Origin of the sequence: Limnohabitans sp. DM1, assembly GCF_001269385.1 — a bacterium.
Taxonomy (GTDB): domain Bacteria; phylum Pseudomonadota; class Gammaproteobacteria; order Burkholderiales; family Burkholderiaceae_C; genus Limnohabitans_A.
Window position 1 is genome coordinate 217966 of sequence record NZ_CXOO01000014.1, and the last position, 25469, is coordinate 243434.

Here is a 25469-nt window from a genome sequence, read left to right on the forward strand (position 1 = left end):
GCAAGTGACTGATGCCTAGCGTTTACCCTGAGGGTTTGGCGCTTTGTAAGTAGCCAGCTATCACCCGCTGCTTGGCCTCCGCTGAAATACTGGACCTGTCCTTTGCAAACCATGCAAAGACATCCACATCAACGGAGACTTTCATGCGCGTCATACCCATCACCCAGAATGTCGAAGCCGCTGGCTGCGACGAAGAAAGCGGCGTTGTCCGCAAAGTCAGCATGCCTTTGGCACGCCGCGATTTCCTCAAAGGGTCCGGCCTGCTGTTTGGCAGCCTCGCTTCGGGCACCATGCTCGCGGCCCTGGCCCCGTCCACCGCTTGGGCGCTGGAGCTGAAAAAGCTCTCCACTGCCGAAGGCAAAACCCTGATGGCCATGGGCCGGGTCTTGTTTCCCCACAAAAAACTGCCCGATGCGGTCTATGCCTTGCTGTCCAAAGACCTGGACGCCAAAGCCGCTGGTGACGCAGGCGCTGCCAAGATGCTTCAGGACGGCGTGGCCTACCTGAACAAATCCACCGGCGGCAACTTTGCCAAGGCCAGCGCCAAGCAGCAATACGAGCTGGTGCTGAGCATGGAAGGCACAGCGTTTTTTGCCACCGTGCGCGGTCAGTGCGTCACCTCCCTTTATGACAACGACATGGCCTATGCGGTGTTTGGCTACCCCGGCTCGGCCTGGGAAAAAGGCGGCTACATCACCCGCGGCTTTCAGGACCTGAAATGGTTACCTGCTCCGTCCAAAGAAGCCAGCCCACCGCCCTTCATGGGCTGATCCCGGCTGCTCTCCACATTGACCCCACACCGAATACAGAGGATTGACATGGCTAAATTTGATTTCAATGACGACTCCGTGGTCGTCATCATTGGTTCAGGCGCAGGCGGCGGCACATTGGCCAACGAACTTTGCCAAAAAGGCATCAAGGTGGTGTCGCTCGAAGCGGGCGCACGCCAATCGCAAGAATCGTTCATCAACGACGAATGGAAGTCGTTCAGCCAGCTGGCCTGGTTGGACGCCCGCACCACTTCGGGCTCCTGGCGCGTGGCCAAAGACTTTGCCGGTCTGCCCGCCTGGATCTGCAAGACCGTGGGCGGCACCACCACCCACTGGGCCGGGGCTTCACTGCGCTTTCAAGAGCACGAGTTCCGCACCAAAACCGTTTATGGCAACGTCGCTGGTGCCAGCTTGCTGGACTGGCCCGTGACACTGGACGAGCTGGCCCCCTATTACGCCAAAGCCGAAAACAAAATGGGCGTGACCCGCACCAACGGCATCCCCGGCCTGCCCGGCAACAACAACTTCAAGGTCATGCACGCGGGCGCCACCAAGCTGGGCTACAAGGAAGTGCACACCGGCAACATGGCCATCAACAGCCAGCCCCGAGATGGCCGAGGCCGCTGCCTGCAGTTGGGCTTTTGCTTTCAGGGTTGCAAGAGCGGTGCCAAATGGTCCACGCTTTACACCGAGATTCCACGCGCCGAAGCCACGGGCAATTTTGAGTTGCGCCCGCAGTCGCATGTCACCCGCATCGAGCACAACGCCGCAGGCAAAGTGACCGGCGTGGTGTATTTCGACAAGGACGGCAAAGAGCAGCGCCAGAAAGCCCGCGTGGTCTGCGTGGCCGGTAACGCCATCGAAACACCTCGCCTGCTCTTGATGTCGGAGTCCAGCAAATTCAAGGACGGCCTGGCCAACTCCTCTGGCCAAGTGGGCCGCAACTACATGCGCCACATGACCGGCTCGGTGTATGCCGCTTTCAAAAACCCGGTCCACATGTACCGGGGCACCACCATGGCCGGTATCGTGCGCGACGAAGCCGCACACAACCCCAGCCGTGGTTTCGTGGGCGGTTACGAGCTGGAAACCCTGTCGCTGGGCATCCCCTTCATGGCCGCCTTCTTGAACCCCGGCGGCTGGGGCCCTGAATTTGCCTGGTGGATGGACCACTACACCAACCTGGCCGGCATGTGGCTGGTGGGTGAAGACATGCCCCGTGAAAGCAACCGCGTCACGCTCAACAAGAACGTCAAGGACCAGTACGGCAACTACGCGCCCAACGTCCACTTTGACGACCATGACAACGACATCGCCATGCGCAACCACGCCTTCACACAGGCCGAGCGCATCTACAACGCGGCCGGGGCCATCAAGACTTTCCGCACGCCACCCTACCCGTCCACCCACAACATGGGCACTTGTCGCATGAGCGCCAGACCCGAAGACGGCGTGGTCAACAAATGGGGACAATCGCACGACATCAGCAACCTGTTTGTCAGCGACGGCAGCCAATTCACCACTGGCGGCGCAGAAAACCCCACTTTGACGATCGTGACGCTGGCCATTCGCCAAGCCGATCAGATCGCCAAATTGATGACCGAAAAAGCGCTTTGAGCTGAAAGCGCCACCCAAGATGTCCCAGATTGCTGTAGCCACAGGAGCGCACCATGTGTGAATATTTTGTCAAAGCTGACCCCATCCAGTATGAGCAACGCTCACGCACGGTGCGCATCAAAAACGTGTTGACCAGCATCCGGCTGGAAAACATGGTCTGGGACATCCTGGCCGAAATGGCCGAAGAAGAAGGCTGCACCACCAATGCCCTGATCGCCAAATTTCACGAAGAAATCATGGCGCACCGGGGCGAGGTGCCCAACTTTGCATCGTTCTTGCGGGTCACCAGCATGCGTTACCTGCACCGCTCGATGATGAACCTGGAAAAGCAGCTTAACCCGCCAAACCCGGTGGCTCTGCCCATCGCCGCACGCTCTGGGGAGACCATCGCCCCCCCAAAGATGCTCGCGGCAGTGGGCAGGTAATTCATCTCATCACTGCACTGACCTGGCGATCCGAGCGTTCGCCAGATGACTCGCCACGCGTACAGCATGGCGAAGCCGTCAGCTATCCCACCCCTGACTCCAACCCCTATTTCATACATCCTTTTGCCATGACATTTCGCACGGAAAACCTCCCTGGCGTGAGCCCCACCCCCCCCGAACAGACACGCGGCTTTGTGTTCAACCACTCGATGCTGCGCATCAAGGACCCTGAGGTCAGCCTCGACTTTTACACCCGCATCATGGGCATGCAGGTGCTGCGCAAGCTGGACTTTCCCGAGATGAAGTTCTCGCTGTATTTTCTGCACCGCCAAAGCGTCGACACCCCGCCCAGCGACGAAGGTGAGCGCACCGCCTGGACCTTCAGCCAGAGCGGCATCCTGGAGCTGACCCACAACTGGGGCACCGAAAACGACCCCGACTTCAAATACCACGACGGCAACGCCCAGCCCCAAGGCTTTGGCCACATCTGCTTTTCGGTGCCTGACCTGGCTGCGGCCGTGTCCTGGTTTGACGAAAACCAGGTGACCTATGTGAAACGCCCTGACCAAGGCAAGATGAAGGACGTGGCCTTCATCAAGGACCCCGACGGCTATTGGATCGAAATCGTCCAGCCTGATCTGCTCATGAACCTGGGGCGCTGAATGAAAACCGCACTGCTTTTGAGCGCTGGCTTGCTGCTGGGCAGCCACAGTTGGGCCAATGAAGCGCTGGCCAAGAAAAACGGCTGCACGGGCTGCCACGCCATGGCCAGCGCCCTGGTCGGACCAGCATTCAAGGATGTGGCCGCCAAATACGCAGACCAAGCCGACGCCAAAGACCAGCTGATCCAGAGCATTCGCCAAGGCAGCAAGGGCAAGTGGGGTCAGATGGCCATGCCACCCCAAGGCCAACTGTCCGCAGGCGATGCCCAAAAGCTGGCCCTGTGGGTGCTCAAAACCAAGTGATCGGTAGACACAAGCCATGAAATACCTGCACACCATGGTCCGGGTCGCAGACCTGGACGCATCGCTGCGCTTTTACCGGGATGCGCTGGGGCTGCAATTGCTGCGGCAATTCGATGTGCCCAGTGGTCGCTTCACGCTGGCTTTTCTGGCCGCCCCCGGCGACAGCCAGGCGCAAATCGAGTTGACGCACAACTGGGACGAGTCGTCCTACACACAAGGCCGCAATTTCGGCCACCTGGCCTATGCCGTTGACGACATTTATGCCACCTGCCAACGGCTGCAAGACCACGGCGTGCAGATCGTGCGTCCGCCCCGCGATGGCCACATGGCCTTTGTGCGCTCACCCGACCACATTTCCATTGAGCTGCTGCAACGCGGCGCGCCCCTGCCACCGGCCGAGCCTTGGGTGTCCATGCCCAACATCGGTCAGTGGTAAAGACCACATACCCGTCCATCGCCCATGAACTGCACAGCATCCCCCGCATTCGACACTCCCAGCCAGGACACCGCCAACGCCAACGACGGGTCGGCCGAATGGCCCCCTCATTGGCCCGTCGCCCACATGCCCGGCTCCTTGCCCATGGGGGGCGTCGTGCCCATGACGCCCATCCACGCCTTCAGCAGCAGCCCGCGTGCCCTGCGCCTGAAAACACAAACGGGCCTCAAACCCGTTCGCACCGACATCGCCTTGGGGGGGCTGGTGGCGTTTGAAATTTCAGACCTGCTGACCAGTGAAGAAGCCGACGCCCTGGTCACCGCCAGCGAACTGCTGGGCTACCGCGACGAAGCCCCCGGCATCCAGACGCCCCCGGGCATGCGCATGAACAAATCGGTGCACTGGGTGGCCGACGACCGTTTGCTCGACCCTTTGATGAGCCGCATGCGGCATCTGCTGCCCCCCAGCATCGACGGCCAACCTCTTTACGGCCTGCTCAGCCAGCGCCTGAACATGTACCGCTACGACGCCAACGACGTCTTCAACCGCCATGTGGATGGACAATGGCCCGGCTACAGCCTGAGCGATGACCGCCGCGACATGCTGCAGTGGGGCGACAGCGTGCGTTCTGGCCTGACCATGATCCTTTACCTCAATGGCCCGGAAGACGGCGTCAGCGGTGGCTGCACCCGGCTGTTCAGGCCCGATGGCAGCGGGGTCGATGTGTTGCCCCGCAAGGGCTCTGCCCTGTTCTTTCGCCACGGCTTTGGCCCCCATTCGGTGGTGCACGAAGGCCGTCAGGTCGGTGCCGGGGCGTCCAAATACGTGGCCCGCATCAACATCATGTACGGGCAGGAGTGATCAGCTCGGCCGAGGGGCGCTGCGCAAGGGCTTGAGCAAATCGCTCAAACCGTTGTGGTCAATCTCCTGCATGAGCTGCAGCAATCGGCCCACCTCGCCTTTGGGGAAACCCTCGCGTGCAAACCAGTTGAGGTAGTTGCCGGGCAAGTCGGCGATCAGCACGCCCTTGTGCTTGCCAAAGGGCATGGGCATGGTGACCAGTTTCACAAGGTCTTCGGGGTTCATGCCCAGCCCCTCACGCCTGGCCCCACAGCCAGCTGCGCACACAGGCGTGGAAGGCTTCAGGCCGCGAGATCATGACCCAATGCCCACAGGGCAGGCCTTGAACTGCGCTGCCGGGCGTGGCAGCGACTTTTTCCAGCCACTTGGCCGAATGGAACATGAAGGGTTTACGCTCGCCATAGACAAACAACAGTGGCATGGGCAACTGAATTTGCGCCGCACCTTTGAAGCCACCCGCCGTGCCGAACCACTGCATGGCGTAGGGGTAGTTCATCTTGTAGGTGATCGAGGCGGGGTCCGTGGGGCAGCGCAGCCAGCGCGCCATGGCGCGGGTCATGCGGGTGCCCAGGCTGCCCCCCAGCTTCCAGGCCAAGGCAAGCCAGACCTGGTAGCCCATCACAGACAGTTTTTCCTTGGCGCTCCAACTGCGCAACAAGGCACCTGAGTTGTGGTCACCCACGTCCACCGCCACCACGCGGGCCACACGATCAGGGTGGCGCATGGCGAATTCATAACCAAAGATGCAGCCCCAGTCATGCAGCAGCAGGGTCACGGGCTTGTGAGGGCTGATGCGGTCCACGATCTGGCGCAGCAGCTGGCACATGTCGTCGAGGCTGGTCGATGCTGCACCGGACTCAAAACCGGGCAGCGTCAGGCGGGCGCAGGTGGCACGGTCCTGCAAAGCAGCCACGGTGCCATCCCAAAGGGCTCGGGTGTCGGGCCAACCGTGCAGCATGAGGATCACCTCATCGCCCTGCCCTTGCAGCCAGACCTCGGTACCGTTGACAGTGATGCACAGCTCGTTGTTCATGGTTGTTATGGGTCAGTGTGTTGACAAATGAAGTCGAAGATTTGAGCGCAAACATCACCAGCAGGGCTGGCTCCTACAAAAACAACGGTGTGATCACAGGGCTTTGGCCAGACGCGCCACACCTTCGAGGATCTTGTCTTCGCCTACGGTGGCAAAGCTCAGGCGGAAGGTGGCGTGGTCGGGGTGGGCACAGAAGAACGGCGTGCCCGGCACAAAGGCCACGCCCTGCTCGATGGCACGTTTGGCATACACATTGCCGTCGTTCACCTTGCCGCCCGCACCCGTGAGGCGCGCCCACACAAACAAGCCGCCTTGCGGTTGTACAAACTCGACCGCATCGCCCAATTCGCGGCGCAATGCGTCGCCCATGGTTTGGGCGCGCTGGGCATACACAGCGCGCACTTTGTCCAAGGTAGCAGGCATGCGACCGGCCAACAGGTATTGCGCCGCTGTGGCCTGGGCAAAGGTGCTGGTGTGCGCATCGCTGAACTGCTTGCACATGGTGGCGCGGGCCAGCAGATCAGCGGGGGCCACCATCCAGCCCACGCGCAAGCCGGGCGACAGCACTTTGGACAGCGACCCGCAATGCACCAGCAGCTCACGGCTGCCGGGCACGGTGCTGCTCAAAGCCAGCAAGCTGGGCGGTGGTGCTTCGCCAAAATACAGATCACCATAAGGATCGTCTTCGACGATCAGGGTCTGGTGCTTCACAGCCATCTCCAGCACCTGCTGGCGGCGCTCGGCGCTGAGCAAGGCACCGCTCGGGTTGCCAAAGGTGGGGATCAGGTACACAAACTTCGGCTTGTGCTCAGCAATCAGTTTTTCCAGCTCGTCGGTTTTGACGCCGTGGCCGTCCACCGGGGCGCTGATGAGCTCGGCTCCGTACAACCTGAAGCACTGGATGGTGGCCAGAAAGGTGGGGCCTTCCACGATCACCTTGTCACCGGGGCTGATCATGGTTTTGCCGATCAAATCCAGCCCCTGCTGGCTGCCTGTGGTCACGATCAGCTGGTCGGCTGCCACATCCTTGGCGCCCTTTTGGTGCATGAATTGAGCCAGTTGATCGCGCAGCGGGCCATAGCCTTCGGTGGCGCCGTATTGCAGGGCTGCGCCCGGGTCTTGGCTCAGTGCCGCGTTGCTCGCTTCGCGGATGCCGTCCACATCAAACAGGGCGCTGTCGGGGAAACCGCCCGCAAAGCTGATGATGCCGGGCTTGCCCAAAAGCTTGAACAGCTCGCGGATGGCAGAGGTTTCGACGTTGTTGAGGCGGTCGGCAAATTGCAAAGGCATGGTGTATCTTCCCGGGTTGACTTGGCCGTCATTTTGCCAACATCTGGACCCCCATGAAACCCGCACAGATCGAATCCTTCTTTGCCACCCTGCAAGCCGCCAACCCCATGCCCGTGACCGAGCTGGAATACACCAGCGTGTTCGAGCTGCTGGCAGCCGTGCTGCTGTCGGCCCAGGCCACCGATGTGGGCGTGAACAAGGCCACGCGCAAACTGTTCCCGGTGGCAGGCACGCCCCAAAAGATTCTGGATCTGGGTTTGGAGGGGCTGGAGAATTACATCAAGACTATTGGCCTGTACCGCAGCAAAGCCAAACACCTGATGGCAACCTGCCGGATTTTGGTGGAGCAACACGGCGGCCAGGTGCCCCGCACACGCGAAGCCCTCGAAGCCCTGCCCGGTGTGGGCCGCAAAACCGCCAATGTGGTGCTCAATTCTGCTTTTGGCGAAGCGACCATGGCGGTGGACACGCACATTTTTCGCCTGGGCAACCGCACCGGGCTGGCCCCGGGCAAAACACCTCTGGAAGTGGAGCAAAAGCTGCTCAAGCGCATCCCGGCCAAATACCTGGTCGATGCCCACCACTGGCTGATCCTGCATGGGCGCTATGTGTGCCAAGCGCGCAAACCGCTGTGTGGGCAGTGCGCGGTGGCCGCGTTTTGTGACTTCAAACCCAAGACCAGCGCCACCACGCATTGAACAAGACGATGGGACATTGCGCCCCCGTAGATCGGTGGTCAAAGACCCCGACATAGACCCGGTGAAGCCCTCAAACCTTTGCACCAGAACCGCGCGCAAGCCGCAAACGTCGGACTCTGCGTGTGCCGACCTACAAGACCTTTGAGCACTGAAGCCTTCAGAAGGCCGAATCCATCAAGGCTGTTCAATACCGCTCCGTGCGACCGCCCAGAGACTGCAGCACACCGAGCCAAAAGGCAGCGCGCTCGGCATAAGGCTCTGGGTCCTGGTGGCCGCTGGCTTGGGCGTAGACGGCGGTTTGCACCATCACGATGCCGGTGGCCGGTTGCACAAACACCGATTGGCCATGTACACCCTGGAAGGCAAAGCTGCGCTCTTTCAAGGGGTGCAGCCAGAACTGGTAGCCGTAGCCAAAGTATGGCGTGGCCTTGTAGGGCGCGAAAGCGGGAGGCTGCAACGCAACATCGGTCGCCTCGCGCAAATAGTCTGCGGGCAGTATTTGCTGCTCGCCCAGCTTGCCGTCTTTGGCCATCAAGACGCCCAGACGACCCCAGTCGCGCAAGCTGGCGTTGAAGCAAAAATACGCCCCGGCTTGCCGGTCCCGACCGTTGCACCAAAAGGCATCACGTTCGGCCCCCATGGGTTTCCAGAGCCAGTCACTGGTCAACTCGGCCATGCTGCGGCCCGTGGCACCCGTCAGGACGCGGCCCAGGACTTCGGTTTCGGAGCTGGCATAGACAAATTTTTGCCCCGATGGGCTGTGGCGGTCTGAAAACGAGCGCAGCACGCTGGCAACCGTTGGGCTACCCGTGGCAAAACTGCGCGAGAGTTTTGAGACATCGTCCTGCCCGTCGTAGCGTTCGGTGAACGTCAGGCCAGAGCTCATGCGCAGCAAATGCCGGATCGGAGTCTGGCCATAGGCGCTGCCCTGCAAGTCTTTGGCGTATTGACCGGCCGGGTCATCGAGCGAGGCGATCAGCCCCCGCTGCACAGCGGCCCCGATCAACATCGAGGTGACGCTTTTGGCCATGGAAAAGGACAAGAACCGAGCATCTTCACGGCGGCCATAACGGTAACGCTCGGCCACGATTTCGCCATTTTTCAGGATCAGCAAACCCGTGATGCGACGGCGCTCCAGGTACTCGTCCAGGGTATAGCCCAGGTTGCGGTAGCGGTATTTGATCAGGGCAGGCACGCTGGCCTGTGGCAAGGGCAAGACGCTGGGGCCTCGGGCCACGCTTTCAGTCAAAACGCCTGGCACTTGGTCAAGTGCTGACCAGGCGCCTACCCGGTTTTCCATGGATGACCAGCGCGGCCCGATGGGATAGCCCAGCGATTTACCCAGTGCTTCTTCGTCGGGTTCAGCCAGGGCAGGTGTGCCGCACAGACCGGCCGACAGGGCCAGCAGCAGCGCCCCCAAACGTCCGTTGAACCGTGGAACCTCATGCTTTGCAGGTATCGCTTCCTTGTCTTTTTCACTCATGTCTCATCTCCATTCAGGCCCGCCATCATGGCACGGACCGCCCCAGATGAGCAGTTAAAATGCTCCACGACGGTGCTGCCTTGGGCAGCTTTTTTTATTCTCCGTCCCATTCCGAACTTCTTCCCGAACCTCTTCTCGCACCCCCTCCCTGCCCACTTGATCGACCCCAAGAAGCCCGGCCCCTCAATCTCCTGAGGGGAATGCTCCGCCCCCATCCATGACGCCAGCCCCTGTGGGTGCCCACCTGCACCGCTCCTCACTCATGCGCTTTCTCGCCGAGCAAGGCATGCTGGACACGTCCGTGGCCATGGGTGATGTCGGCCCCAAGCTGGGCGACTGGCTGGACTTTCGTCAAGCCATCAGCTTGCACGGCGTGCTCAACCCGCAAGCGCCCGCCGAACAAGCGGCCCACACACAAGGCATGGCGGTATTGAGTGCAGATGCGCTGACGCGGCATGTGGACAAAGTCCGCTTGCAGCTGGTGCAATCCATCTCTCAAGGCGCCCCCACAGGCTCGGGCCTCACGCGCATTGACATGCCCCCGGCCGAACTGGACGAGCCCTTGGACCCCAAAACGGCTTATGAACCCTATCGCCGCTTTTATGCGGCGCACCAAAGGCAGATGGAAAGCGCCATCCGCAGCTTGCGCTCGCAAGTGCGGGGGCAGTTGAGCAAAAGTTCCAGCGCCTTGCAGCAACTGGCCACGCTGGACGCGGCTTTTGAAAACATCCTGAGTGAGCGCGAAGCGGTTTTGCTGGGCAAAGTGTCCAAGCTGCTTGAAAAACGCTTTGCGCAAGCCCTCAAACAACACCTCAAGAAACAAGCCGACAGCGCCGCCGACGGGGCCACGCCGGTGCAGCCACTGGCCTGGCTCATGCCACTGCGCCAGGGCTTGCGCAGCGCTTTGCTGGCCGAGCTGGACACGCGCTTGCAGCCCACGCTGGGCCTTCTTGAAGCCTTCAATGCAGAAAACACCTGAATCCATGAAACGCTATTCCTTCGAAACCGCCTTCGGGCTGGGTGCATTGGCCGTGCTTTGGGTCGCAGCATCTGTGGCCGCTAGCCACCTGCTGGTCTTGGTGATGACCGCCTTCATTGGCGGGGTGTATGTCTTTGGCGCCCTGGAGTTGCGCCACTACCGGACCACCACCGCTGCTTTGCGTCAGGCCCTGGCCGACATCCCGCAAGACCTGATCGTGCTGAACGACTGGCTGATCACCCTGCCCGCCTCGCTGCACAACGCGGTGCGCCAGCGCATCGAAGGCGAGCGCGTGGGCCTGCCCGGCCCGGCTTTGACGCCCTATCTGGTGGGCCTTCTGGTCATGCTGGGCATGTTGGGCACGTTTTTGGGCATGGTGGTCACCCTCAACGGCGCGGTGTTCGCACTCGAAGGCTCCAGCAACCTCGCGGGCATTCGGGCCGCGTTTTCCGAACCCATCAAAGGCCTGGGCCTGGCCTTTGGCACCTCGGTCGCCGGGGTTGCCACCTCGGCCATGCTGGGCCTCATGAGCAGCCTGGCCCGACGCGAACGCGCACAAGCGGCCCAGTCGCTGGACACCCACATCGCCACCAGCCTGCGTGGTTTCTCCCTCACGCACCAGCGCCAGGAAGCCTTCAAGGCGCTGCAACAACAGTCGCACGCCTTGCCGCAAGTGGTGCAACAGCTTCAGACCCTGATGGCCCAGCTGGCACAAACCAGCGAACAGACCCAGGCTCAGTTGCTGGCCCAGCAGCATAGCTTTCACCAGGAAGTGCACACCGCCTACACCAGCCTGGCGCAATCGGTGGACCAATCCCTGCGCGCCAGCCTGAGCCACAGCATGCAGGTAGCCAGCGATGGCATTCGCCCCGTGGTGCAAGCCACCATGACCCAGCTGGCCGAACAGGCCCACAGCATGAATGCGCAGCTGCTGCAAAACACACAGCAGCAATTGGGCGCACTGAACGAGCAGTTCAGCGCCACCGCAGCCAGTATGGCCCAGACCTACACCAGCGCCTTGGCCCAGAACAACGCCGCAAGCACCGGCCTGCTCGAAGGTATGGGCAAGACGCTGGACGCGTTCAGCCAGACCTTTGAAACACGCAGCCAGGACCTGATCACCACACTCCACAACGCGCACACCGCGCAGCAGGCCCAGCTCAGCAGCGCCGAGCAAGTGCGCCTGGACGCTTGGACAGGCGCGCTCGACAGCGTGGCCACCTCGCTGGGCGAGCAATGGCAAGCCTCGGGCACGCAGACCCTGGCGCAACAGCAAGCCATTTGCGACACCCTGACCCAGACCGCACAAACCATTACCCAGCAAATGCAGGCGCACGCCAGCCAGACGCTGGCCGACCAAACGCGCCAGCAAGACTTGCAAAGCGCTGCCGACCAGCAGCGCCTGGACGCATGGAAAACAGCCCTGGACAGCGTGGCCGCCTCCTTGCAAAACCAGTGGCAAACAACGGGCAACCAAACCCTGGCGCAGCAACAAGCGATTTGCGACACGCTGGCCCACACCGCCCGCCAAGTCACCGAACAGGTACAGACCCACACCCAGCAGACCTTGGCCGAAGTGACCCGCCTCATGGCCAGCAGCGAAGAGTTGATGCAAGCACGCATAGCCTCTGAGGCGCAGTGGGCCACCCAGCACAACCAGCGCGCCGAAGAACTCAGCGCCTTGCTGCGCACCGAACTGTCGGCCCTGCGCGAGGTCGAAGACGCGCGCGGCCAAGCCGCCGTGGCCCGCTTGAGCGAATTGCAGACCGCTGTGACCATGCACCTGAGCACCCTGGGCACCGCACTGGAAGCGCCGATCACGCGGCTGATCGAAACCGCCTCTGAAGCGCCCAAGGCGGCAGCCGAAGTCATTGGCCAGCTGCGCCAGGAAATCTCGGTCAGTGTGGCACGCGACAACGCGCTGCTCGATGAGCGCACCCGCATCATGGCAACGCTCAGCAGCTTGCTGGATGCGATCAACCACGCATCGACCGAGCAGCGCAGCGTGATCGACACACTGGTGGCCTCCAGCGCCGCATCCTTGGCCCAGGCCAGTGGGGAGTTCCGGGCGCATGTGTCCGCCGAGACCGGCAAACTGGGCGACATCGCCGCGCAAGTCACGGCCAGCGCCGTGGACGTGGCCAGCCTGGGCGAGACCTTCAGCTTTGCGGTGCGCTCGTTCAACGACAGCAATGAAAAACTCATGGCCAGCTTGCAGCGCATCGAGCAAGCGATGGACAAGTCCATGACACGCAGCGATGAGCAACTGGCCTACTACGTGGCCCAGGCCCGCGACATCATCGACCTGAGCATCACCTCGCAAAAAGACGTGCTCGAAACGCTGCAAAACCACGCAGCCGCAGCCACCGAAGGAGCCGTCTGATGCTCGAACACGACGCAGACGCCGAATCCACCGCACCGACCTGGATCTCGTTTGCCGACCTGATGACGGGTCTGCTGGGCGCCTTTGTGCTGCTGTTGGTGGGCGTGATGGCGGCGCAGCTGGACATGGCCTCGCAGCTCGAAACCGAAGTCCACAAACGCCAGGCCGAAGAACAAAAACGCCAGTCACTGGAAAAAGCCCTGGCCATTCCTTTGGCCAGCGGGCGCATCACCTTGAACAATGGCCGCATCGGCATCAGCGGCAAGCTGCTGTTTCAACTGAACTCCGACAAGCTCGAGCCAGAAGGCCGCAAGCTGCTCAAGAGCCTGGTGCTGCCCCTGCGCAGCTACCTGCAGTCGCGCGACGAAATGCTCATGGTCAGCGGCTTCACCGACGACCAGACCATCAAAAGCCGCAACCGCCAGTTTGAAGACAACTGGGAGCTCTCGGCCCAACGCGCCCTGACCGTGACGCGCACCCTGATCGAAGAAGGCATGCCGTCCTCCATGCTGTTTGCCGCCGCCTTCGGTAAAGAACAGCCGCTGGTGCCCAACAGCAACGAAAAAGCCCGCGCCCAGAACCGCCGCGTGGAAATGGCCCCGGTGCCCAAAGCCAGCAGCCGCTTGGCCCCCGACCAAAAGCCATGAGCGACACACCCGCCGTTCAGACCGACTGCGTCGCTGCATTGATGGACGCATTGCGCAGCCGTGGCGCCGCACAAGTCGACCCGATCGGCTGGCATTACATCGAAACCTTGGCCAAACGGACAGGCGCTCAGTCTGATGCCGTGCAGCCCTTGCTGAACCGCAAGCTGCGTGACGAGCTGGAACGATTGCAGGCGCAAATGGGCGAGACCAACGCTCAAAAAGGGCCAAACGGGCACCACGAAGGCCAAGCCCCCCCCTTGGGCTCGCCCCTGTCCGCCTTGCTCAGCGAGATGACCCGCCACACCTCTTTGGCAGGCCCCAGCGACAAGCCCCCAAGCAGCCGCCCGGAAAACCCTCGGGTTCAGCAATTTCGCCAGCAATTGCACAAGATCAGCGTGCAAAAGTCGGTGACCCAGGCCATCGCCCAAGCCCCACAAAACGCAGGCCCCATCAACTCGCACATGCTGGTGCTGCGCTCACTGGGCCTGATGCGCGACATCTGCCCGGATTACCTGAACCGCTTCATGCTCTATGTGGACACCTTGCTGTGTCTGGACGAAGCGGGTCAGGCCAAGCACGCACCCGGCAAATCAGCAACTGCGGCGAAATCAAAAAAGTAAACGCCAAGGCACGCCGCCTTGCGATTTGCCTTGGCTGTATGCGTAGGTCGGTGGCTTCAGCCCCGACATGGGCCTGCGCCGAAGCCAGCAATGTGGGGCGCATCGGTGCCATGGGCACTCTCGTCTTCGCAGTGGTCCCTTGTCGGACTCTGCGAGTGCCGACCTACAGGAGACGGCATCGCGCAGGTGGGTGGTCGAAGACTCCGACCTTGTCAGCGTGGGCACCCTCCCCCCCCCAAAAAAAACGCCCCCTTGTTTCAATGCCCGCTGGCCGTGGCGCGCACACGGGCCACGGCGCTGTCCAGAGCGGGCCATGCGGGCTGTCCGGGGGCGTAGCGCTGGCGCATGTAGCGGGCCAGATCGGCAATCTGCTGGTCATTGAGCGCATGCCGGAAGCCGGGCATGAAGCCAAGCTCGGGACCGGGCACGTCTTGCACGCCATCCAAAATGATGCGCAGCAGGTTGTCGGGCTGTTCGCTGTGCAAGTTGGTGTTCAGCGCCAGCGGCCGGTTCACACCCAGCAGCTTGGGGCCATCGCCTTCGTGGTGGCAGGCGCTGCAGGCCCCATCAAACAGGCGCTGACCGGCGCTGCCCACCAAGCGGGTGCGCTGTTCAGCGGCTTGGGCCACCACCTGCCGGGCGAGACTTGCGCTGTCGGTCTCTGGCGGGTTGAAACTGGCCAGGTAAGTGGCCATGGCTCGGATGTCGCTGTCAGGCACTTGGGCCAATTGCTGCACCACAGGGGCCATGGGGCCAGCAGCCATGCCATGGTGTTCGGTGTGCCCATGGCGCAGGTAGCGGTACAACTCTTCGGCGCTCCAGGGCACGGGCGCGCGCGACAAAGCCGTCAGGGCCGGGGCTTCCCAGCCGTCCACCATGGCGCCACTCAAAAACGCCTGGCCGCTGCGCTCTGCCCCCAGCGCGTTGCGCGGCGTGTGGCAAGCGCCGCAGTGGCCCACGCCATTGACCAAATAAGCGCCACGGTTCCACTCGGCAGACTGCGTGGGGGTCGGCTCAAAGGGGCGGGCATCGTGAAACAGACCATTCCAGGTCGCCATGAAGGCGCGCTGATTGAAGGGAAAGTGCAACCGGGTGGTGGGTGGCGCCGTCGCCACGGCAGGCTGGTCCATCAGGTAGGCGTACAGCGCCATCAGGTCGTCGTCCGTCATGCGGGCAAACGAGGTGTAGGGGAAGGCCGGGTACAGATGCCGTCCGTCACGCGAGATGCCTTCGCGCATGGCCCGCTGAAAGGCACTGAAGGACCACTGACCGATGCCATGTTCGGGGTCGGGGGTGAGGTTGGTGGTGAAGATGGTGCCAAAGGGGGTGGCCATGGCGCGTCCGCCCGCATTGGCCACACCGCCGGGTGCGGTGTGGCACACCACGCAATCACCCGCAGCCGCCAGCTGGCGACCGCGCTCAATCGTTTCGGCGGTGTAGAGGGCGCCGGGTTTGCCTGTGACCGGCGCGATGGCGGCACGCCCACCCCAAAGTGCAAACGCAGTACCCAGCAGGCCCAGCGCCAAAGCGCCCGCTTGGGCCCACCAGGACACGCGCTGCGGCCAAAACGCGCCTTCGGGCACCCAGGCCCTGCGGGGGGCGGCTTGCGGGGTGGTTTGGGCGGCAGCTTGCGCAGGTGGGGCTGGCGGCACGTCGCTGTTCAAGGCCGCACGCACACGCTCGGGGGTGAAGGGCGGCTCGCGAAAACGCACCCCGGTGGCGTCAAAAATCGCGTTGGCAATGGCCGCCGTGCCGGGCACCGAAGACGACTCCCCTGAACCCAAAGGGGCTTCGTTTTGTCGCGGCATGGTGACGACTTCGACCACCGGCACATTGCGGAAATTCAAAATCGGGTAGCTGCCCCACTCCTGCGTGGCCACGGTGTTCTTGCGCGGCTCGGTCTGCACCTGTTCGTGCAAGGCCCGGCTGGTGGTCTGCACCACGTTGCCGTGGATCTGGTGCTGGACCCCGGCGGGGTTGATCATCATGCCCGCATCGTGCCCCACCACCACGCGGCTGACATGCACCTCGCCCGTGCGGCGGTTGACCTCCACATCGGCCACCCAGGCCGCCCAAGCGGCGCCAAAGCCCGGCCATTTGCTGTGCACATAGCGTGCATAGGCCACGCCTTGGCCCCGCAACACTTCACCTTTGCTGCTCTCCACCGTTTGCTGCCGGGGCGCCGTGCGGACCTGCCAGCCTGCGCGCTCGGCGGTGGTGGCCAGCAGTTCAGCCGCTCGCGGGTCTTTGAGGTACTGCAACCGGAACTCGACCGGGTCCACACCGGCAGCCGCCGCCAGCTCGTCGATGTAGCTTTCATGCGCAAACGAATTGGGCAAGGCCGACACGCCGCGCAGCCAGGAGGCCCGCAAGATGGGCGCCATGTCGTTCACGCTGACCCGCAAATGGCTGTAGTCATAGGGCGGCCGGGCGGTGCGGTCACCCATTTCGTAGGCCTGTGCCAAAGGCTCCACCGTGCGGGTGAGCAAGAGCGCCAAAGTGGGCGCGCCGTTGGAGGGGTAGCTGGTTTCAAAGTCGTAGGCGGCCACCGAACCATCGGCGTTGAGCCCCCCGCGCACATCCATCAGCTGCGCCGCCCCCTTGGGTTCCCAGGCGTGTTCCTGCTCGCGGGTGAGTTGCACCCGCACAGGCGCGCCCACAGCGCGGGACAGCAAGGCGGCATCAGCGGCCACATCGTCGGCGCCATTGCGGCCGTAGCAACCGGCGGCTTCCATGCGAACCACATCGATGGCGGTGTCGGCCAGGCCCATGAGCCGGGCCAGGTCGGCGCGCAGCACATGCGGGTTTTGCGTGCCCGCCCAGACAATGAGGTCTGGCCGGTCTTGAGCCACCGCATCAGCAGCTTCAGTCGCCTCCCCCTGCCACAAAGCCACGGCACACGACGGGCCAATCGAAGCATGCAGCTGATAGGGCCAGACATAGGTGCGTGACAAACGCTGCGCAGCGCTGGCCAGTGCCGCATCCACATCGCCTTCGTCCACCAGCAGCCGCTTGGTGGAAGGGTTGTTGCGCAAGGCCTGTTCGACATTCCCTAAAGACGGCAAGCCAGGCCAGTCTTTCCATTGCACGCGCAATTCGCGCATGGCCTGCTCGGCCTGTTCTTCGCGCTCGGCGACCACGCCCACAAAATCGCGGATGACCACCACCGCACGCACACCAGGAATATGGGCGATGGAAGACTCGTCCACCGATTCCAGCGTGTTGCCAATGAAATCACCGTGGTCGGCACCAGCATAGGGCGGGCGCACCACGCGGCCATGCAGCATGCCGGGCACACGCATGTCGTGCACAAAGACCAGCTCGCCCGTGACTTTGGCCGGAATGTCCACCCGCTGCACGCTCTGGCCCACGATGTGGTGCTCGTCCGCCGCTTTGAGCGGTGTCGCCAGCGCCAGAGTGAGCGCCACATGCCCTTGCAACAAATCGCCATAGCGGCACTGCCGCGCTCCATCGCTGCGGCAAGACACCACCCCGCCCTGCACCTGCAGGTCCGACTCGGCCACGCCCAGCCGTTCCGCCGCCTGGGCCAGCAGCCAGGCGCGTGCCTGCGCCGCAGCCGCACGCAAAGGCGCCGCATGGATTTGCAGCGTGGCACTGGCAATGGTGGCCCCCTGGTTGGGCGCCAACGTGGTGCTGCCCAGCACCATGTGCACATCGGCCAGGTCCACATCCAGCTCCTCTGCCACCAGCTGCGACAGTGCGGTGCGAATGCCCGTGCCCAAGTCCACATGGCCGTTGAGCGCGGTGACACTGCCGTCGTCCCACACCGCCAGCAAAATCTCCACCCCCTCGGCCGGGTTGCCGGGCACGGCCATGGGCTGGCCTTTGACGGGGGGAGCAGGCGGTGGCGGCTCTCGCGTGATCAGCAACACGCCCTGAGCGGCGTGAAAATCAGCGCGGCGTTGTGGCCTCTCGGCGCGTCGGGTCATGCGGGCACCTTGCGCATGCGCTCGGCGGCCAGCAGCACCGCCTGAATGATTTCGAGGTGCGTGCCACAGCGGCACAAATTACCCGACAACTCTCTGCGCACATCGGCCTCACTCGGCTTGGGGTTTCGGGCCAGCAAAGCCGCCGCCATCATGACCATGCCATTGAGGCAATAACCACACTGCGCGGCCTGCGCGTCGACAAAGGCTTGCTGCACAGGGTGCAAGGTGCCCGCCTGCCCGTGCAATGCGGGCAAGCCTTCCAGCGTGGTGATGCTGCGTCCAGCCACCCCATGCGCAGGAATCACGCAGGCCCTGGCCGCCACCCCGTCCACCCACACGGTGCAAGCGCCGCACTCGCCCAGCCCGCAGCCGTACTTGGGGCCATTGAGCTGCAAGTCATTGCGCAGCACCTGCAGCAAGGTGGCACGAGCAGCCGACTCTGGCACTGCATGCCATGCCTCGTTGACCTGCAAGGAATAGGCGTCACGCATGCACTGACCGGATCAGCCCAGTGCCAGATCGCTGGACTGAATGCGTTTGACCCCCTTGGCTTTCATCTGCTTCCAGGCGGCGGCGACCGACCCGTTGAGGTCAATGCCTCGGCAGGCGTCTTCGATCACATAGGTCTCAAAACCCAGACGCTTGGCATCGAGCGCAGTCCAGGCCACACAAAAATCAGTCGCCAGGCCGGTCACAAACACCGTGCGTATGCCGCGCTGTTTCAGGTAACCCGCCAAGCCCGTGGCCGTCTTGCGGTCGGCCTCTTCAAACGCAGAGTAGCTGTCCACATGCTTGTGAAAGCCCTTGCGCAAAATCACCTGCGCCTGAGGAACCTTGAGGTCCTTGTGCACCGCAGCGTCCTCGCTGCCCTGCACGCAGTGGTCTGGCCACAGCACCTGCTGGCCGTAGCTCAGTTGGGTGGTTTCAAAGGGTTTTTTGCCCGGGTGGCTGCTGGCAAATGAGGCATGGCCGGGGGTATGCCAGTCTTGCGTGACCACCACGTTTTCAAAAGCGGGGGCAATGCGGTTGATCACCGGCACCACCTCTTGACCGTTGTTGACCGGCAAGGTGCCGCCCGGCACAAAGCAGTTTTGCACATCGACCACGATCAGCGCAGAGCGCTCATTCGGGCGGATGGCGCCTTGCGCCCAAGCCTGAGGCAAGGCGGCCGCCCCGAAAAGGGCTGCGGAGGTTTGGAGGAATTGTCTGCGTGCATAAGTGCTCATTGGCTACTCCTGGTTGAAAAAACCATAAGTCCGGGTTCACACGCTCAAATACGAGCGCCGGACCTCTTCATTGGCGGCCAATTCCTGCATGCTGGCCTGGTAGCGGATCTGTCCTTTTTCGAGCACATAGGCCCGGTCAGACACCAGTTCGGCGAAGTGCATGTTTTGCTCGGACAGCAAGATGCTCACGCCCTGGGCCTTGAGCGCCAGAATCATCTGCACCATTTGCTCCACAATCACCGGTGCCACACCTTCAGAAGGCTCGTCCAGCAGCACCAGAAACGGATTGCCCATGAGCGTGCGGGCCACGGTGAGCATTTGCTGCTCGCCACCGCTCATGCGTCCGCCGGGGCGCTGGGGCATTTCGCCCAGGTTGGGGAAAAGCTCAAACAGGCGCTCGGGCGTCCAGTGCGGGGCAACCGTGCCATCGGGCCACTGGCGCACGCGCTGACGGCCCACTTCCAGGTTTTCCATGACGGTGAGGTCTGTGAACACCCGGCGGTCTTCCGGCACAAAGCCCAAGCCCAGGCGGGCGGCATGATGGGGTTCGCTGCGCGAGAGGTCATGCCCCATGAACGTGATCTGACCGCGTCTGCGCGCGAGCATGCCGATCAAGGCCTTGAGCGTGGTGGATTTGCCCGCGCCATTGCGCCCCATGAGCGCCACCACCTCACCGCGCCTGACTTGCAGGTCCACGTCGTACAAGATTTGCGCTGCGCCATACCAGGCGGCCAGGCCTTTGGCGTCGAGCAGAATGTCTGAAGTGCTCATGCCTTGCTCTTTTCAAATGTCTTGCCGGTGCCAAAATAGACTTCCTGCACCTTGGGGTGGTCGCGAATTTCCAGGGGTTTGCCTTCGGCAATCAAGCGGCCCCGGGCCAGCACGATCATGCGATCGGCATAGGCAAACACCACGTCCATGCTGTGCTCGGTGAACAACACCGCCATGCCGCGCTGGATGACCAGGTCTTTGGTCAAGGCCATGAGTTCGTTGCGCTCTTTGGGCGCCATGCCTGCGGTGGGCTCGTCCATCAACAACAGCTTGGGGCTGTTGGCCATGGCCACCGCCAACTCGACCCGTTTGACATCGCCATAGGCGAGCACATTGCAAGGCCGGTCGGCCTGTGCTTTCATGCCCACCTGATCGAGCAAGGCCAGTGCGTCGTCACGGCGATGGTTCGCAGCACGACGCCACATGGACAACAGCAGGTCATCGTGCGAGAGCAAGGCCATCTGCACGTTTTCCACCACCGTGAGCGAGGCGAAGGTTTCAGCAATCTGAAAGGTCCGCCCCACGCCCTGACGCCAGATGTCGCGCGGCTTTCGGCCCAACAGCTCTTGGCCCTGGAGCAGGATGGAGCCCTGGTCGGCGCGCAGCTGGCCGTTGACCATGTTGAAGGTGGTGGTCTTGCCGGCCCCGTTGGGACCAATCAAGGCCAGCAACTCGCCCGGAGCCAGTTCAAAGCTGATGCCGTCCACGGCCTTGACGCCGCCAAAGGACTTGCCCAGATTGTTCACTTGCAGCAAAGGGGTGCTCATGATGCAGCCCCCCCTGCAGTCGAAGATGTGGCCAACGATCTGGACCGCCAACGCTCCCACAGCCCTTGCACCGAACCGGCGATGCCTTGGGGGAACAACAACACCAAAATCAGGATGACGGTGCCCAGCATGGCGCGCCAATAATCGGTGTTGCGCGCCACCACGTCATGCAACCAGGTGAAGGTGAAAGCGCCAACCACCGGCCCTGCCAGGGTCTGGATACCCCCCAGCAAGACCATGACCAGACCATCCACCGACTTGCCCACGCTCAGGGATTCGGGCGAGATGCTGCCCTTTGAAAAGGCATACAGCGCCCCCGCTAGACCAGCCACACCGCCTGCCAGAATGAAGGCCTGCCACTGCATGTATTTGACGTTGATGCCAATGGCATCAGCCCTCAATTCAGAATCACGCCCAGCGCGCAAGGCATAGCCAAAAGGCGAGAACAAAACACGGCGCAGCCAGAGCACACCCGCAACCACCAGGCCCAAAGTGAGCCAGTAGTAAAAGCGCTTGTCGCTGAACAACTCGGAAGGCCATACGCCCGTCAAGCCATTGCTGCCACCGGTGAAACTGTCCCACTGGAAGGTGATGGCCCAGGTGATCTGTGCAAAAGCCAGCGTGAGCATGGCCAGGTAAACACCTGACAGACGCACGGCAAACCAGCCAAAGATCAAAGCGCCGAAGGCCGCCACCAGCGGTGCCACCAGCAGCGCCACCTCCATGGACAAGCCTAAAGCACGCACCAGCAGTGCCGCGCCGTAAGCCCCCAGCCCGAAGTAAGCCGCATGCCCGAAAGAATGCATGCCCGCAGGCCCCATGATGAAGTGCAAGCTGGCGGCAAACAGAGCGGCAATCAGCAAATCAATCAGCAGCACCGTGGTGTAGGGCGAGCTGGCCGTGAGCAGCGGCATGGCCACCATCACCAGACCAAAGACGGCAGCGGCCACCAGGTAGGCCTTGCTGGCGGAGCGCAAAGGCTCTTCACGCATGCCCACATAGCGGCTGGGTGCCTGCGGCCTACCCAGCAACCCCCAGGGCCGCCACACCAGCACCACCGCCATGACCAAAAAGTCCACCACCAAAGTGAGCTTGGAAAAGGACACGGACACCCCGAACACATCGACCACGCCCAGCCAGATGCACACGGCCTTGACTTCGGCAATCAGCAAGGCCGCCAGATAGGCACCGGGGATCGAGCCCATGCCCCCCACTACCACCACGACAAAGGCCGCGCCGATGATGTTCAGATCCATCTCCAGATTGGCCGGTTCACGGGGCAACTGCAAGGCACCGCCCAGACCGGCCAGCAAGGCGCCCAGGGCAAACACGGTGGTGAACAACCAGGCCTGGTTCACGCCCAAGGCACTGACCATTTCACGGTCTTGCGTGGCCGCCCGCACCAAGGTGCCAAAGCGGGTGCGCGTGAGCAGCAACCACAGCAGCGCCAGCACCACCGGCCCCGCCACAATCAAAAACAGGTCGTACATGGGAAACTGCCGACCCAAAATGGAGACCGAACCGGCCAGGCCTGGCGCGCGTGGCCCCAACAGCTCTTCAGGGCCCCACAGCCACAGCACCGCATCCTTGAGCACCAGCACCAGGGCAAATGTGGCCAGCAATTGGAACAACTCGGGGGCCTTGTAAATGCGGCGCAAAAGCAGCATCTCGATGACCGCCCCCAGCACCCCGACGGCCAGGGCGGCCACGACCAGCGAAGGCCAAAACCCGATGCTGCTCGCAAAGCGCTCCACCACGCTGTAAGCGATGTAGATGCCCGCCATAAAAAACGAGCCATGCGCAAAATTCACAATGCGTGTCACGCCAAAAATCAGTGACAGCCCCGCCGCCACAAAAAACAGCGAGGACGCTGCGGCCAGTCCATTGAGGAGTTGAACGAGAAATCCGGAAAAGCTCATGAGGGAATCATTTCAAGAAAGGCCCGGTCGTGGCATCCCATGGGGCACGGCCCCAAGGGATGTCCATCACTCAAGCGTGAATCCAATCAATCAATCGGCGTTGCGCGACTTCTTGACATCGGCAGCCGAGGGCTGGAACTGCGCACCGTCCAGGTAACGCGCATCCACCATCACGCCTTTACCGCCTTCGTTCTTGGTGCGCCCCACAAAAGCGCCCATGGTGGACTGGTGGTCTTCAGCGCGGTAGGTGATCTTGCCAAACGGTGTGTCCACCTGCAGGCCACGGAAAGCCACGCGCAGTTTTTCAGAATCGGCGCTCTGGGCCTTGGCCACACCGGCGGCCACCGACTTGATCATGGCGTAACCCACCACGGAACCCAAACGAGGGTAGTCCTTGAACTTGGCCTGATAAGCCTGCAAGAAGGCGTTGTGTTCTTTGGTGTTGTGGTTGTTCCAGGGGTAGCCGGTCACGATCCAGCCATTGGGCGTTTCGTCCTTGAGCGGGTCCAAGTACTCGGGCTCACCGGTCAGCATGCTGACGACTTCACGGCCCTGGAACAAACCACGGGTGTTGCCCTCGCGCACAAACTTGGACAGATCCGCACCAAAGAGCACGTTGTAGATCGCATCAGGCTTGGCATCGGCCAGGGCCTGCACCACGCTGCCCGCGTCGAGCTTGCCAAGCGGTGGTGCCTGCTCGGCCACAAACTCCACATCGGGCTGGGCGGCCTTGAGCAAGGTCTTGAATGCGGCAGCGGCAGACTGGCCATATTCATAGTTGGGGTAGACCACGGCCCAGCGCTTTTTCTTGAGCTTAACCGCCTCAGGCACCAGCATGGCCGCCTGCATGTAGGTGCCGGGGCGCAAACGGAAAGTGTAGGCATTGCCGCCCTGCCAGGTGAGCTTGTCGGTCAAGGGCTCACCAGCCAGGAAAAAAGCTTTTTTCTGCTTGGCAAAGTCGGCCACGGCCAAACCCGTGTTGGACAAGAAGGTGCCCGTGAGCACGTCGATTTTTTCACGCGAGATCAACTCTTCGGCCACCCGCACGGCATCCCCGGGGTTGGCGTTGTCGTCACGCGTGACCAGCTCGAACTTCTTGCCCATCACGCCACCGCTGGCGTTGATCTCGTCAATGGCCAGCTCCATGCCTTTTTTATAGGGCTCCAGGAAAGCGGGTTGGGCTTTGTAGCTGTTGAGTTCCCCGATCTTGAAGGTGTTTTGGGCCTGCGCGGGCATGGCAACCCAGGCAAGGGCCGCCAGCGCCACGGCGCGGCGCAAAGGATTGACTGCTTTCATGAAAGATCTCCTGAGGTGGGTTAAAAAACGAACGCGAAACAAAGGGTTGGCCGTTCAGCGCAAACCGTCTTGACCTTGAATTTCATGCACTTGCAAGCCGCCGATGCGCGGCAGCGGACGGCCACTGTCGGTGACCACGACGGCGACCACGATTTCCTGCGCACGCGGGGCGTCGCTCACACGCGCCTCCATGGCGTCGAAATGGCTGCGCACAAAAGCCGCATCCTTGTGGCCCAGCGGCACATCGATGGCGGTGCCCATGCCGCCGCGTTTTTTGGCCGAAGGCACCAAGGCTGCGCCTTTTTCAACCGCCGCACGCAGCGGGGCGCCGAGCTTGGGGTGCAAGATGGCGGCTGCGTGTTCCAGCTCACCTGACTCGCCCACGATGGCGGCTTTGCCATAGCTTTGGGCCTGGCCGGGCGCAATGCCCAAAGCCTGCACGCATTTTTGGCCCAACAGGGCACCGAGTTCTTCCCCGATGGCGATCAGCTCGTCCAGGTTTTCGCTGTAACGGCCCGCATAGGGGTTGGCGATCACGGCCATGGCCAGGGCGCGGCGTGTCGGGGGTTCGACGGCACGGCCCATTTCCAGGCGTGTCTCGTCCACTTGAACAATGATTTTTCGGATGTGTGCGGTCATCGAAGACGTCTCCTTGAGGGGTTGTGATGAACGTGTGGAATCAGCGCAAGCCGTTCCACTGGCTGATGTCTTCGGCACGCAAACCACCCACGCGATCATGGATGCGGTAGCCGGTGCTCATGGCCAGGATGAAGACGATCTCGTCGGGCAGCGGCGCACCGGGCACACGCACTTCGATGGCGTCAAACTGGCCGCGCACATAAGAGGCGTTGATGTTGGTCAACGGTACATCCAGCGTGGCACCGGGTGGGCCGACTTTTTTGGTCGAAGGCACGATGGCCAAGGCATTGCCTGGCTGACCTGTGGGTTTTTCATCGACCTTGCCTGCCTTGTAAGCGGCGCGGTCGCCCTTCCAGCCAAGTAATTCACGCATGGCATAGCCTCCCGGCACATGCCACAGCGCTCCGTGCTCCAGTTCACCGAACTCGCCCACAATCGCGCCCTTGCCGTAAGTGGCAATGCGCTCGGCGGGCACCGCCATGGCACTGAGCATCTGGCGCGCCATGTCAATGCCCACGTCCTGCAAGGCATCCATCATGGGCAGGATGTTGGGCTCGTAGCGTCCGGCATAGGGGTTGGTCAGCACGGCGCCAATGGCCCCGCGCAGCAGCGGCTGGGCCGGTGCAGGACCGAACTCATGGAAGATCTCTTCCACCTGGGTGAACACGCGTCGTATTTCAATCATTTCATCACC

The 25469-nt window shown here is 62.3% G+C and carries 25 protein-coding genes; 12 read left to right on the plus strand and 13 right to left on the minus strand.

The window, feature by feature from the left end; genetic code table 11:
* Positions 1-143 precede the first annotated feature (143 nt).
* The 7 genes from AMM33_RS05770 (at position 144) to AMM33_RS05800 (ending at position 5074) form a co-directional block, all read left to right on the plus strand.
* Positions 144-770, plus strand: a complete 627-nt coding sequence (locus AMM33_RS05770) for a twin-arginine translocation signal domain-containing protein (RefSeq protein ID WP_090139421.1) — start codon at positions 144-146, stop codon at positions 768-770.
* Positions 771-818: 48 nt separating this feature from the next.
* Positions 819-2387, plus strand: a complete 1569-nt coding sequence (locus tag AMM33_RS05775; protein WP_090139422.1) for a GMC family oxidoreductase — start codon at positions 819-821, stop codon at positions 2385-2387.
* A 53-nt stretch (positions 2388-2440) separates the two neighbouring features.
* The gene (locus tag AMM33_RS05780; RefSeq protein WP_089960812.1) at positions 2441-2812 is read left to right on the plus strand and encodes a ribbon-helix-helix domain-containing protein; all 372 of its coding nucleotides are present in this window, start codon (positions 2441-2443) and stop codon (positions 2810-2812) included.
* A gap of 128 nt (positions 2813-2940) precedes the next feature.
* Positions 2941-3474 (plus strand): lactoylglutathione lyase, encoded by a 534-nt coding sequence (gene gloA / locus AMM33_RS05785; RefSeq protein ID WP_090139423.1) that lies wholly within the window; start codon positions 2941-2943, stop codon positions 3472-3474.
* A complete protein-coding gene (locus AMM33_RS05790) occupies positions 3475-3777 on the plus strand; it encodes a c-type cytochrome (RefSeq protein ID WP_090139424.1) in 303 nt (100 codons plus the stop codon).
* 16 nt (positions 3778-3793) lie between these two features.
* Entirely contained in the window at positions 3794-4213 is a 420-nt protein-coding gene (gloA, locus tag AMM33_RS05795) for a lactoylglutathione lyase (protein ID WP_090139425.1), read from the plus strand.
* A 24-nt stretch (positions 4214-4237) separates the two neighbouring features.
* On the plus strand, positions 4238-5074 hold the full coding sequence (locus AMM33_RS05800; RefSeq protein ID WP_090139426.1) for a 2OG-Fe(II) oxygenase: 837 nt from the start codon (positions 4238-4240) through the stop codon (positions 5072-5074).
* On the opposite strand, the gene AMM33_RS05805 is transcribed toward AMM33_RS05800, so the two are convergent.
* The 3 genes from AMM33_RS05805 to AMM33_RS05815 all read right to left on the minus strand — a co-directional run bounded on the left by AMM33_RS05805 (position 5075) and on the right by AMM33_RS05815 (position 7397).
* Positions 5075-5299 carry a DUF3820 family protein gene (locus tag AMM33_RS05805; RefSeq protein WP_090139427.1) on the minus strand — a complete coding sequence of 75 codons (225 nt, stop codon included), beginning with the start codon at positions 5297-5299 and terminating at the stop codon, positions 5075-5077.
* A gap of 10 nt (positions 5300-5309) precedes the next feature.
* Positions 5310-6107 (minus strand): alpha/beta fold hydrolase, encoded by a 798-nt coding sequence (locus tag AMM33_RS05810; protein WP_090139428.1) that lies wholly within the window; start codon positions 6105-6107, stop codon positions 5310-5312.
* A 93-nt stretch (positions 6108-6200) separates the two neighbouring features.
* Positions 6201-7397, minus strand: coding sequence for an aminotransferase-like domain-containing protein (locus AMM33_RS05815; RefSeq protein ID WP_090139429.1), 1197 nt, complete (start codon positions 7395-7397; stop codon positions 6201-6203).
* Between the two features lie 53 nt (positions 7398-7450).
* On the opposite strand from AMM33_RS05815, the gene nth reads away from it, so the two are divergent.
* Entirely contained in the window at positions 7451-8095 is a 645-nt protein-coding gene (nth, locus tag AMM33_RS05820; RefSeq protein ID WP_090139430.1) for an endonuclease III, read from the plus strand.
* Between the two features lie 184 nt (positions 8096-8279).
* Here nth and AMM33_RS05825 read toward each other — a convergent pair whose 3' ends face one another.
* Entirely contained in the window at positions 8280-9578 is a 1299-nt protein-coding gene (locus AMM33_RS05825) for a serine hydrolase domain-containing protein (protein WP_090139431.1), read from the minus strand.
* 217 nt (positions 9579-9795) lie between these two features.
* Here AMM33_RS05825 and AMM33_RS05835 point away from each other — a divergent pair, with 217 nt between their 5' ends.
* Genes AMM33_RS05835 through AMM33_RS05850 form a run of 4 tightly spaced genes read left to right on the plus strand, consistent with a single transcriptional unit; the run spans position 9796 to position 14207 of the window.
* Positions 9796-10557, plus strand: a complete 762-nt coding sequence (locus AMM33_RS05835; RefSeq protein ID WP_090139434.1) for a DUF3348 family protein — start codon at positions 9796-9798, stop codon at positions 10555-10557.
* Between the two features lie 4 nt (positions 10558-10561).
* Positions 10562-12940, plus strand: a complete 2379-nt coding sequence (locus AMM33_RS05840) for a DUF802 domain-containing protein (protein ID WP_090139436.1) — start codon at positions 10562-10564, stop codon at positions 12938-12940.
* The gene (locus AMM33_RS05845) at positions 12940-13587 is read left to right on the plus strand and encodes an OmpA family protein (RefSeq protein WP_090139438.1); all 648 of its coding nucleotides are present in this window, start codon (positions 12940-12942) and stop codon (positions 13585-13587) included. Before AMM33_RS05840 ends, AMM33_RS05845 begins: the two co-directional genes overlap by 1 nt.
* Positions 13584-14207 (plus strand): DUF2894 domain-containing protein, encoded by a 624-nt coding sequence (locus AMM33_RS05850; RefSeq protein WP_090139440.1) that lies wholly within the window; start codon positions 13584-13586, stop codon positions 14205-14207. Before AMM33_RS05845 ends, AMM33_RS05850 begins: the two co-directional genes overlap by 4 nt.
* 257 nt (positions 14208-14464) lie before the next feature.
* Here AMM33_RS05850 and AMM33_RS05855 read toward each other — a convergent pair whose 3' ends face one another.
* The 9 genes from AMM33_RS05855 to AMM33_RS05895 all read right to left on the minus strand — a co-directional run bounded on the left by AMM33_RS05855 (position 14465) and on the right by AMM33_RS05895 (position 25460).
* Positions 14465-18157 (minus strand): molybdopterin cofactor-binding domain-containing protein, encoded by a 3693-nt coding sequence (locus AMM33_RS05855; RefSeq protein ID WP_090139442.1) that lies wholly within the window; start codon positions 18155-18157, stop codon positions 14465-14467.
* Positions 18154-18648, minus strand: coding sequence for a (2Fe-2S)-binding protein (locus AMM33_RS05860; RefSeq protein ID WP_090139445.1), 495 nt, complete (start codon positions 18646-18648; stop codon positions 18154-18156). Before AMM33_RS05860 ends, AMM33_RS05855 begins: the two co-directional genes overlap by 4 nt.
* Positions 18649-18660: 12 nt before the next feature.
* On the minus strand, positions 18661-19383 hold the full coding sequence (pncA, locus tag AMM33_RS05865; protein ID WP_090139447.1) for a bifunctional nicotinamidase/pyrazinamidase: 723 nt from the start codon (positions 19381-19383) through the stop codon (positions 18661-18663).
* 36 nt (positions 19384-19419) lie between these two features.
* Positions 19420-20154, minus strand: coding sequence for an ABC transporter ATP-binding protein (locus tag AMM33_RS05870; RefSeq protein ID WP_090139450.1), 735 nt, complete (start codon positions 20152-20154; stop codon positions 19420-19422).
* Complete coding sequence (locus AMM33_RS05875; RefSeq protein ID WP_090139452.1) at positions 20151-20921, minus strand: ABC transporter ATP-binding protein; 771 nt, start codon at positions 20919-20921, stop codon at positions 20151-20153. The genes AMM33_RS05870 and AMM33_RS05875 overlap by 4 nt, the downstream gene beginning before the upstream one ends.
* Positions 20918-22840: an ABC transporter permease gene (locus AMM33_RS05880; RefSeq protein WP_090139454.1), complete on the minus strand. Its 1923-nt coding sequence runs from the start codon at positions 22838-22840 to the stop codon at positions 20918-20920. The genes AMM33_RS05875 and AMM33_RS05880 overlap by 4 nt, the downstream gene beginning before the upstream one ends.
* A gap of 90 nt (positions 22841-22930) precedes the next feature.
* Entirely contained in the window at positions 22931-24136 is a 1206-nt protein-coding gene (locus AMM33_RS05885; protein WP_090139457.1) for an ABC transporter substrate-binding protein, read from the minus strand.
* Positions 24137-24190: 54 nt separating this feature from the next.
* On the minus strand, positions 24191-24775 hold the full coding sequence (locus AMM33_RS05890; protein WP_090139458.1) for an amino acid synthesis family protein: 585 nt from the start codon (positions 24773-24775) through the stop codon (positions 24191-24193).
* Positions 24776-24815: 40 nt separating this feature from the next.
* Positions 24816-25460, minus strand: coding sequence for an amino acid synthesis family protein (locus AMM33_RS05895; RefSeq protein WP_090139578.1), 645 nt, complete (start codon positions 25458-25460; stop codon positions 24816-24818).
* Between the last annotated feature and the right edge of the window lie 9 nt (positions 25461-25469).

What these genes read in the sequence shown, in the direction of transcription:
- AMM33_RS05770 (WP_090139421.1), top strand. Translation starts at nt 144, where the DNA reads ATGCGCGTCATACCCATCACCCAGAATGTCGAAGCCGCTGGCTGCGAC.
- AMM33_RS05775 (WP_090139422.1), top strand. Translation starts at nt 819, where the DNA reads ATGGCTAAATTTGATTTCAATGACGACTCCGTGGTCGTCATCATTGGT.
- AMM33_RS05780 (WP_089960812.1), top strand. Translation starts at nt 2,441, where the DNA reads ATGTGTGAATATTTTGTCAAAGCTGACCCCATCCAGTATGAGCAACGC.
- gloA (WP_090139423.1), top strand. Translation starts at nt 2,941, where the DNA reads ATGACATTTCGCACGGAAAACCTCCCTGGCGTGAGCCCCACCCCCCCC.
- AMM33_RS05790 (WP_090139424.1), top strand. Translation starts at nt 3,475, where the DNA reads ATGAAAACCGCACTGCTTTTGAGCGCTGGCTTGCTGCTGGGCAGCCAC.
- gloA (WP_090139425.1), top strand. Translation starts at nt 3,794, where the DNA reads ATGAAATACCTGCACACCATGGTCCGGGTCGCAGACCTGGACGCATCG.
- AMM33_RS05800 (WP_090139426.1), top strand. Translation starts at nt 4,238, where the DNA reads ATGAACTGCACAGCATCCCCCGCATTCGACACTCCCAGCCAGGACACC.
- AMM33_RS05805 (WP_090139427.1), bottom strand. Translation starts at nt 5,299, where the DNA reads ATGAACCCCGAAGACCTTGTGAAACTGGTCACCATGCCCATGCCCTTT.
- AMM33_RS05810 (WP_090139428.1), bottom strand. Translation starts at nt 6,107, where the DNA reads ATGAACAACGAGCTGTGCATCACTGTCAACGGTACCGAGGTCTGGCTG.
- AMM33_RS05815 (WP_090139429.1), bottom strand. Translation starts at nt 7,397, where the DNA reads ATGCCTTTGCAATTTGCCGACCGCCTCAACAACGTCGAAACCTCTGCC.
- nth (WP_090139430.1), top strand. Translation starts at nt 7,451, where the DNA reads ATGAAACCCGCACAGATCGAATCCTTCTTTGCCACCCTGCAAGCCGCC.
- AMM33_RS05825 (WP_090139431.1), bottom strand. Translation starts at nt 9,578, where the DNA reads ATGAGTGAAAAAGACAAGGAAGCGATACCTGCAAAGCATGAGGTTCCA.
- AMM33_RS05835 (WP_090139434.1), top strand. Translation starts at nt 9,796, where the DNA reads ATGACGCCAGCCCCTGTGGGTGCCCACCTGCACCGCTCCTCACTCATG.
- AMM33_RS05840 (WP_090139436.1), top strand. Translation starts at nt 10,562, where the DNA reads ATGAAACGCTATTCCTTCGAAACCGCCTTCGGGCTGGGTGCATTGGCC.
- AMM33_RS05845 (WP_090139438.1), top strand. Translation starts at nt 12,940, where the DNA reads ATGCTCGAACACGACGCAGACGCCGAATCCACCGCACCGACCTGGATC.
- AMM33_RS05850 (WP_090139440.1), top strand. Translation starts at nt 13,584, where the DNA reads ATGAGCGACACACCCGCCGTTCAGACCGACTGCGTCGCTGCATTGATG.
- AMM33_RS05855 (WP_090139442.1), bottom strand. Translation starts at nt 18,157, where the DNA reads ATGACCCGACGCGCCGAGAGGCCACAACGCCGCGCTGATTTTCACGCC.
- AMM33_RS05860 (WP_090139445.1), bottom strand. Translation starts at nt 18,648, where the DNA reads ATGCGTGACGCCTATTCCTTGCAGGTCAACGAGGCATGGCATGCAGTG.
- pncA (WP_090139447.1), bottom strand. Translation starts at nt 19,383, where the DNA reads ATGAGCACTTATGCACGCAGACAATTCCTCCAAACCTCCGCAGCCCTT.
- AMM33_RS05870 (WP_090139450.1), bottom strand. Translation starts at nt 20,154, where the DNA reads ATGAGCACTTCAGACATTCTGCTCGACGCCAAAGGCCTGGCCGCCTGG.
- AMM33_RS05875 (WP_090139452.1), bottom strand. Translation starts at nt 20,921, where the DNA reads ATGAGCACCCCTTTGCTGCAAGTGAACAATCTGGGCAAGTCCTTTGGC.
- AMM33_RS05880 (WP_090139454.1), bottom strand. Translation starts at nt 22,840, where the DNA reads ATGAGCTTTTCCGGATTTCTCGTTCAACTCCTCAATGGACTGGCCGCA.
- AMM33_RS05885 (WP_090139457.1), bottom strand. Translation starts at nt 24,136, where the DNA reads ATGAAAGCAGTCAATCCTTTGCGCCGCGCCGTGGCGCTGGCGGCCCTT.
- AMM33_RS05890 (WP_090139458.1), bottom strand. Translation starts at nt 24,775, where the DNA reads ATGACCGCACACATCCGAAAAATCATTGTTCAAGTGGACGAGACACGC.
- AMM33_RS05895 (WP_090139578.1), bottom strand. Translation starts at nt 25,460, where the DNA reads ATGATTGAAATACGACGCGTGTTCACCCAGGTGGAAGAGATCTTCCAT.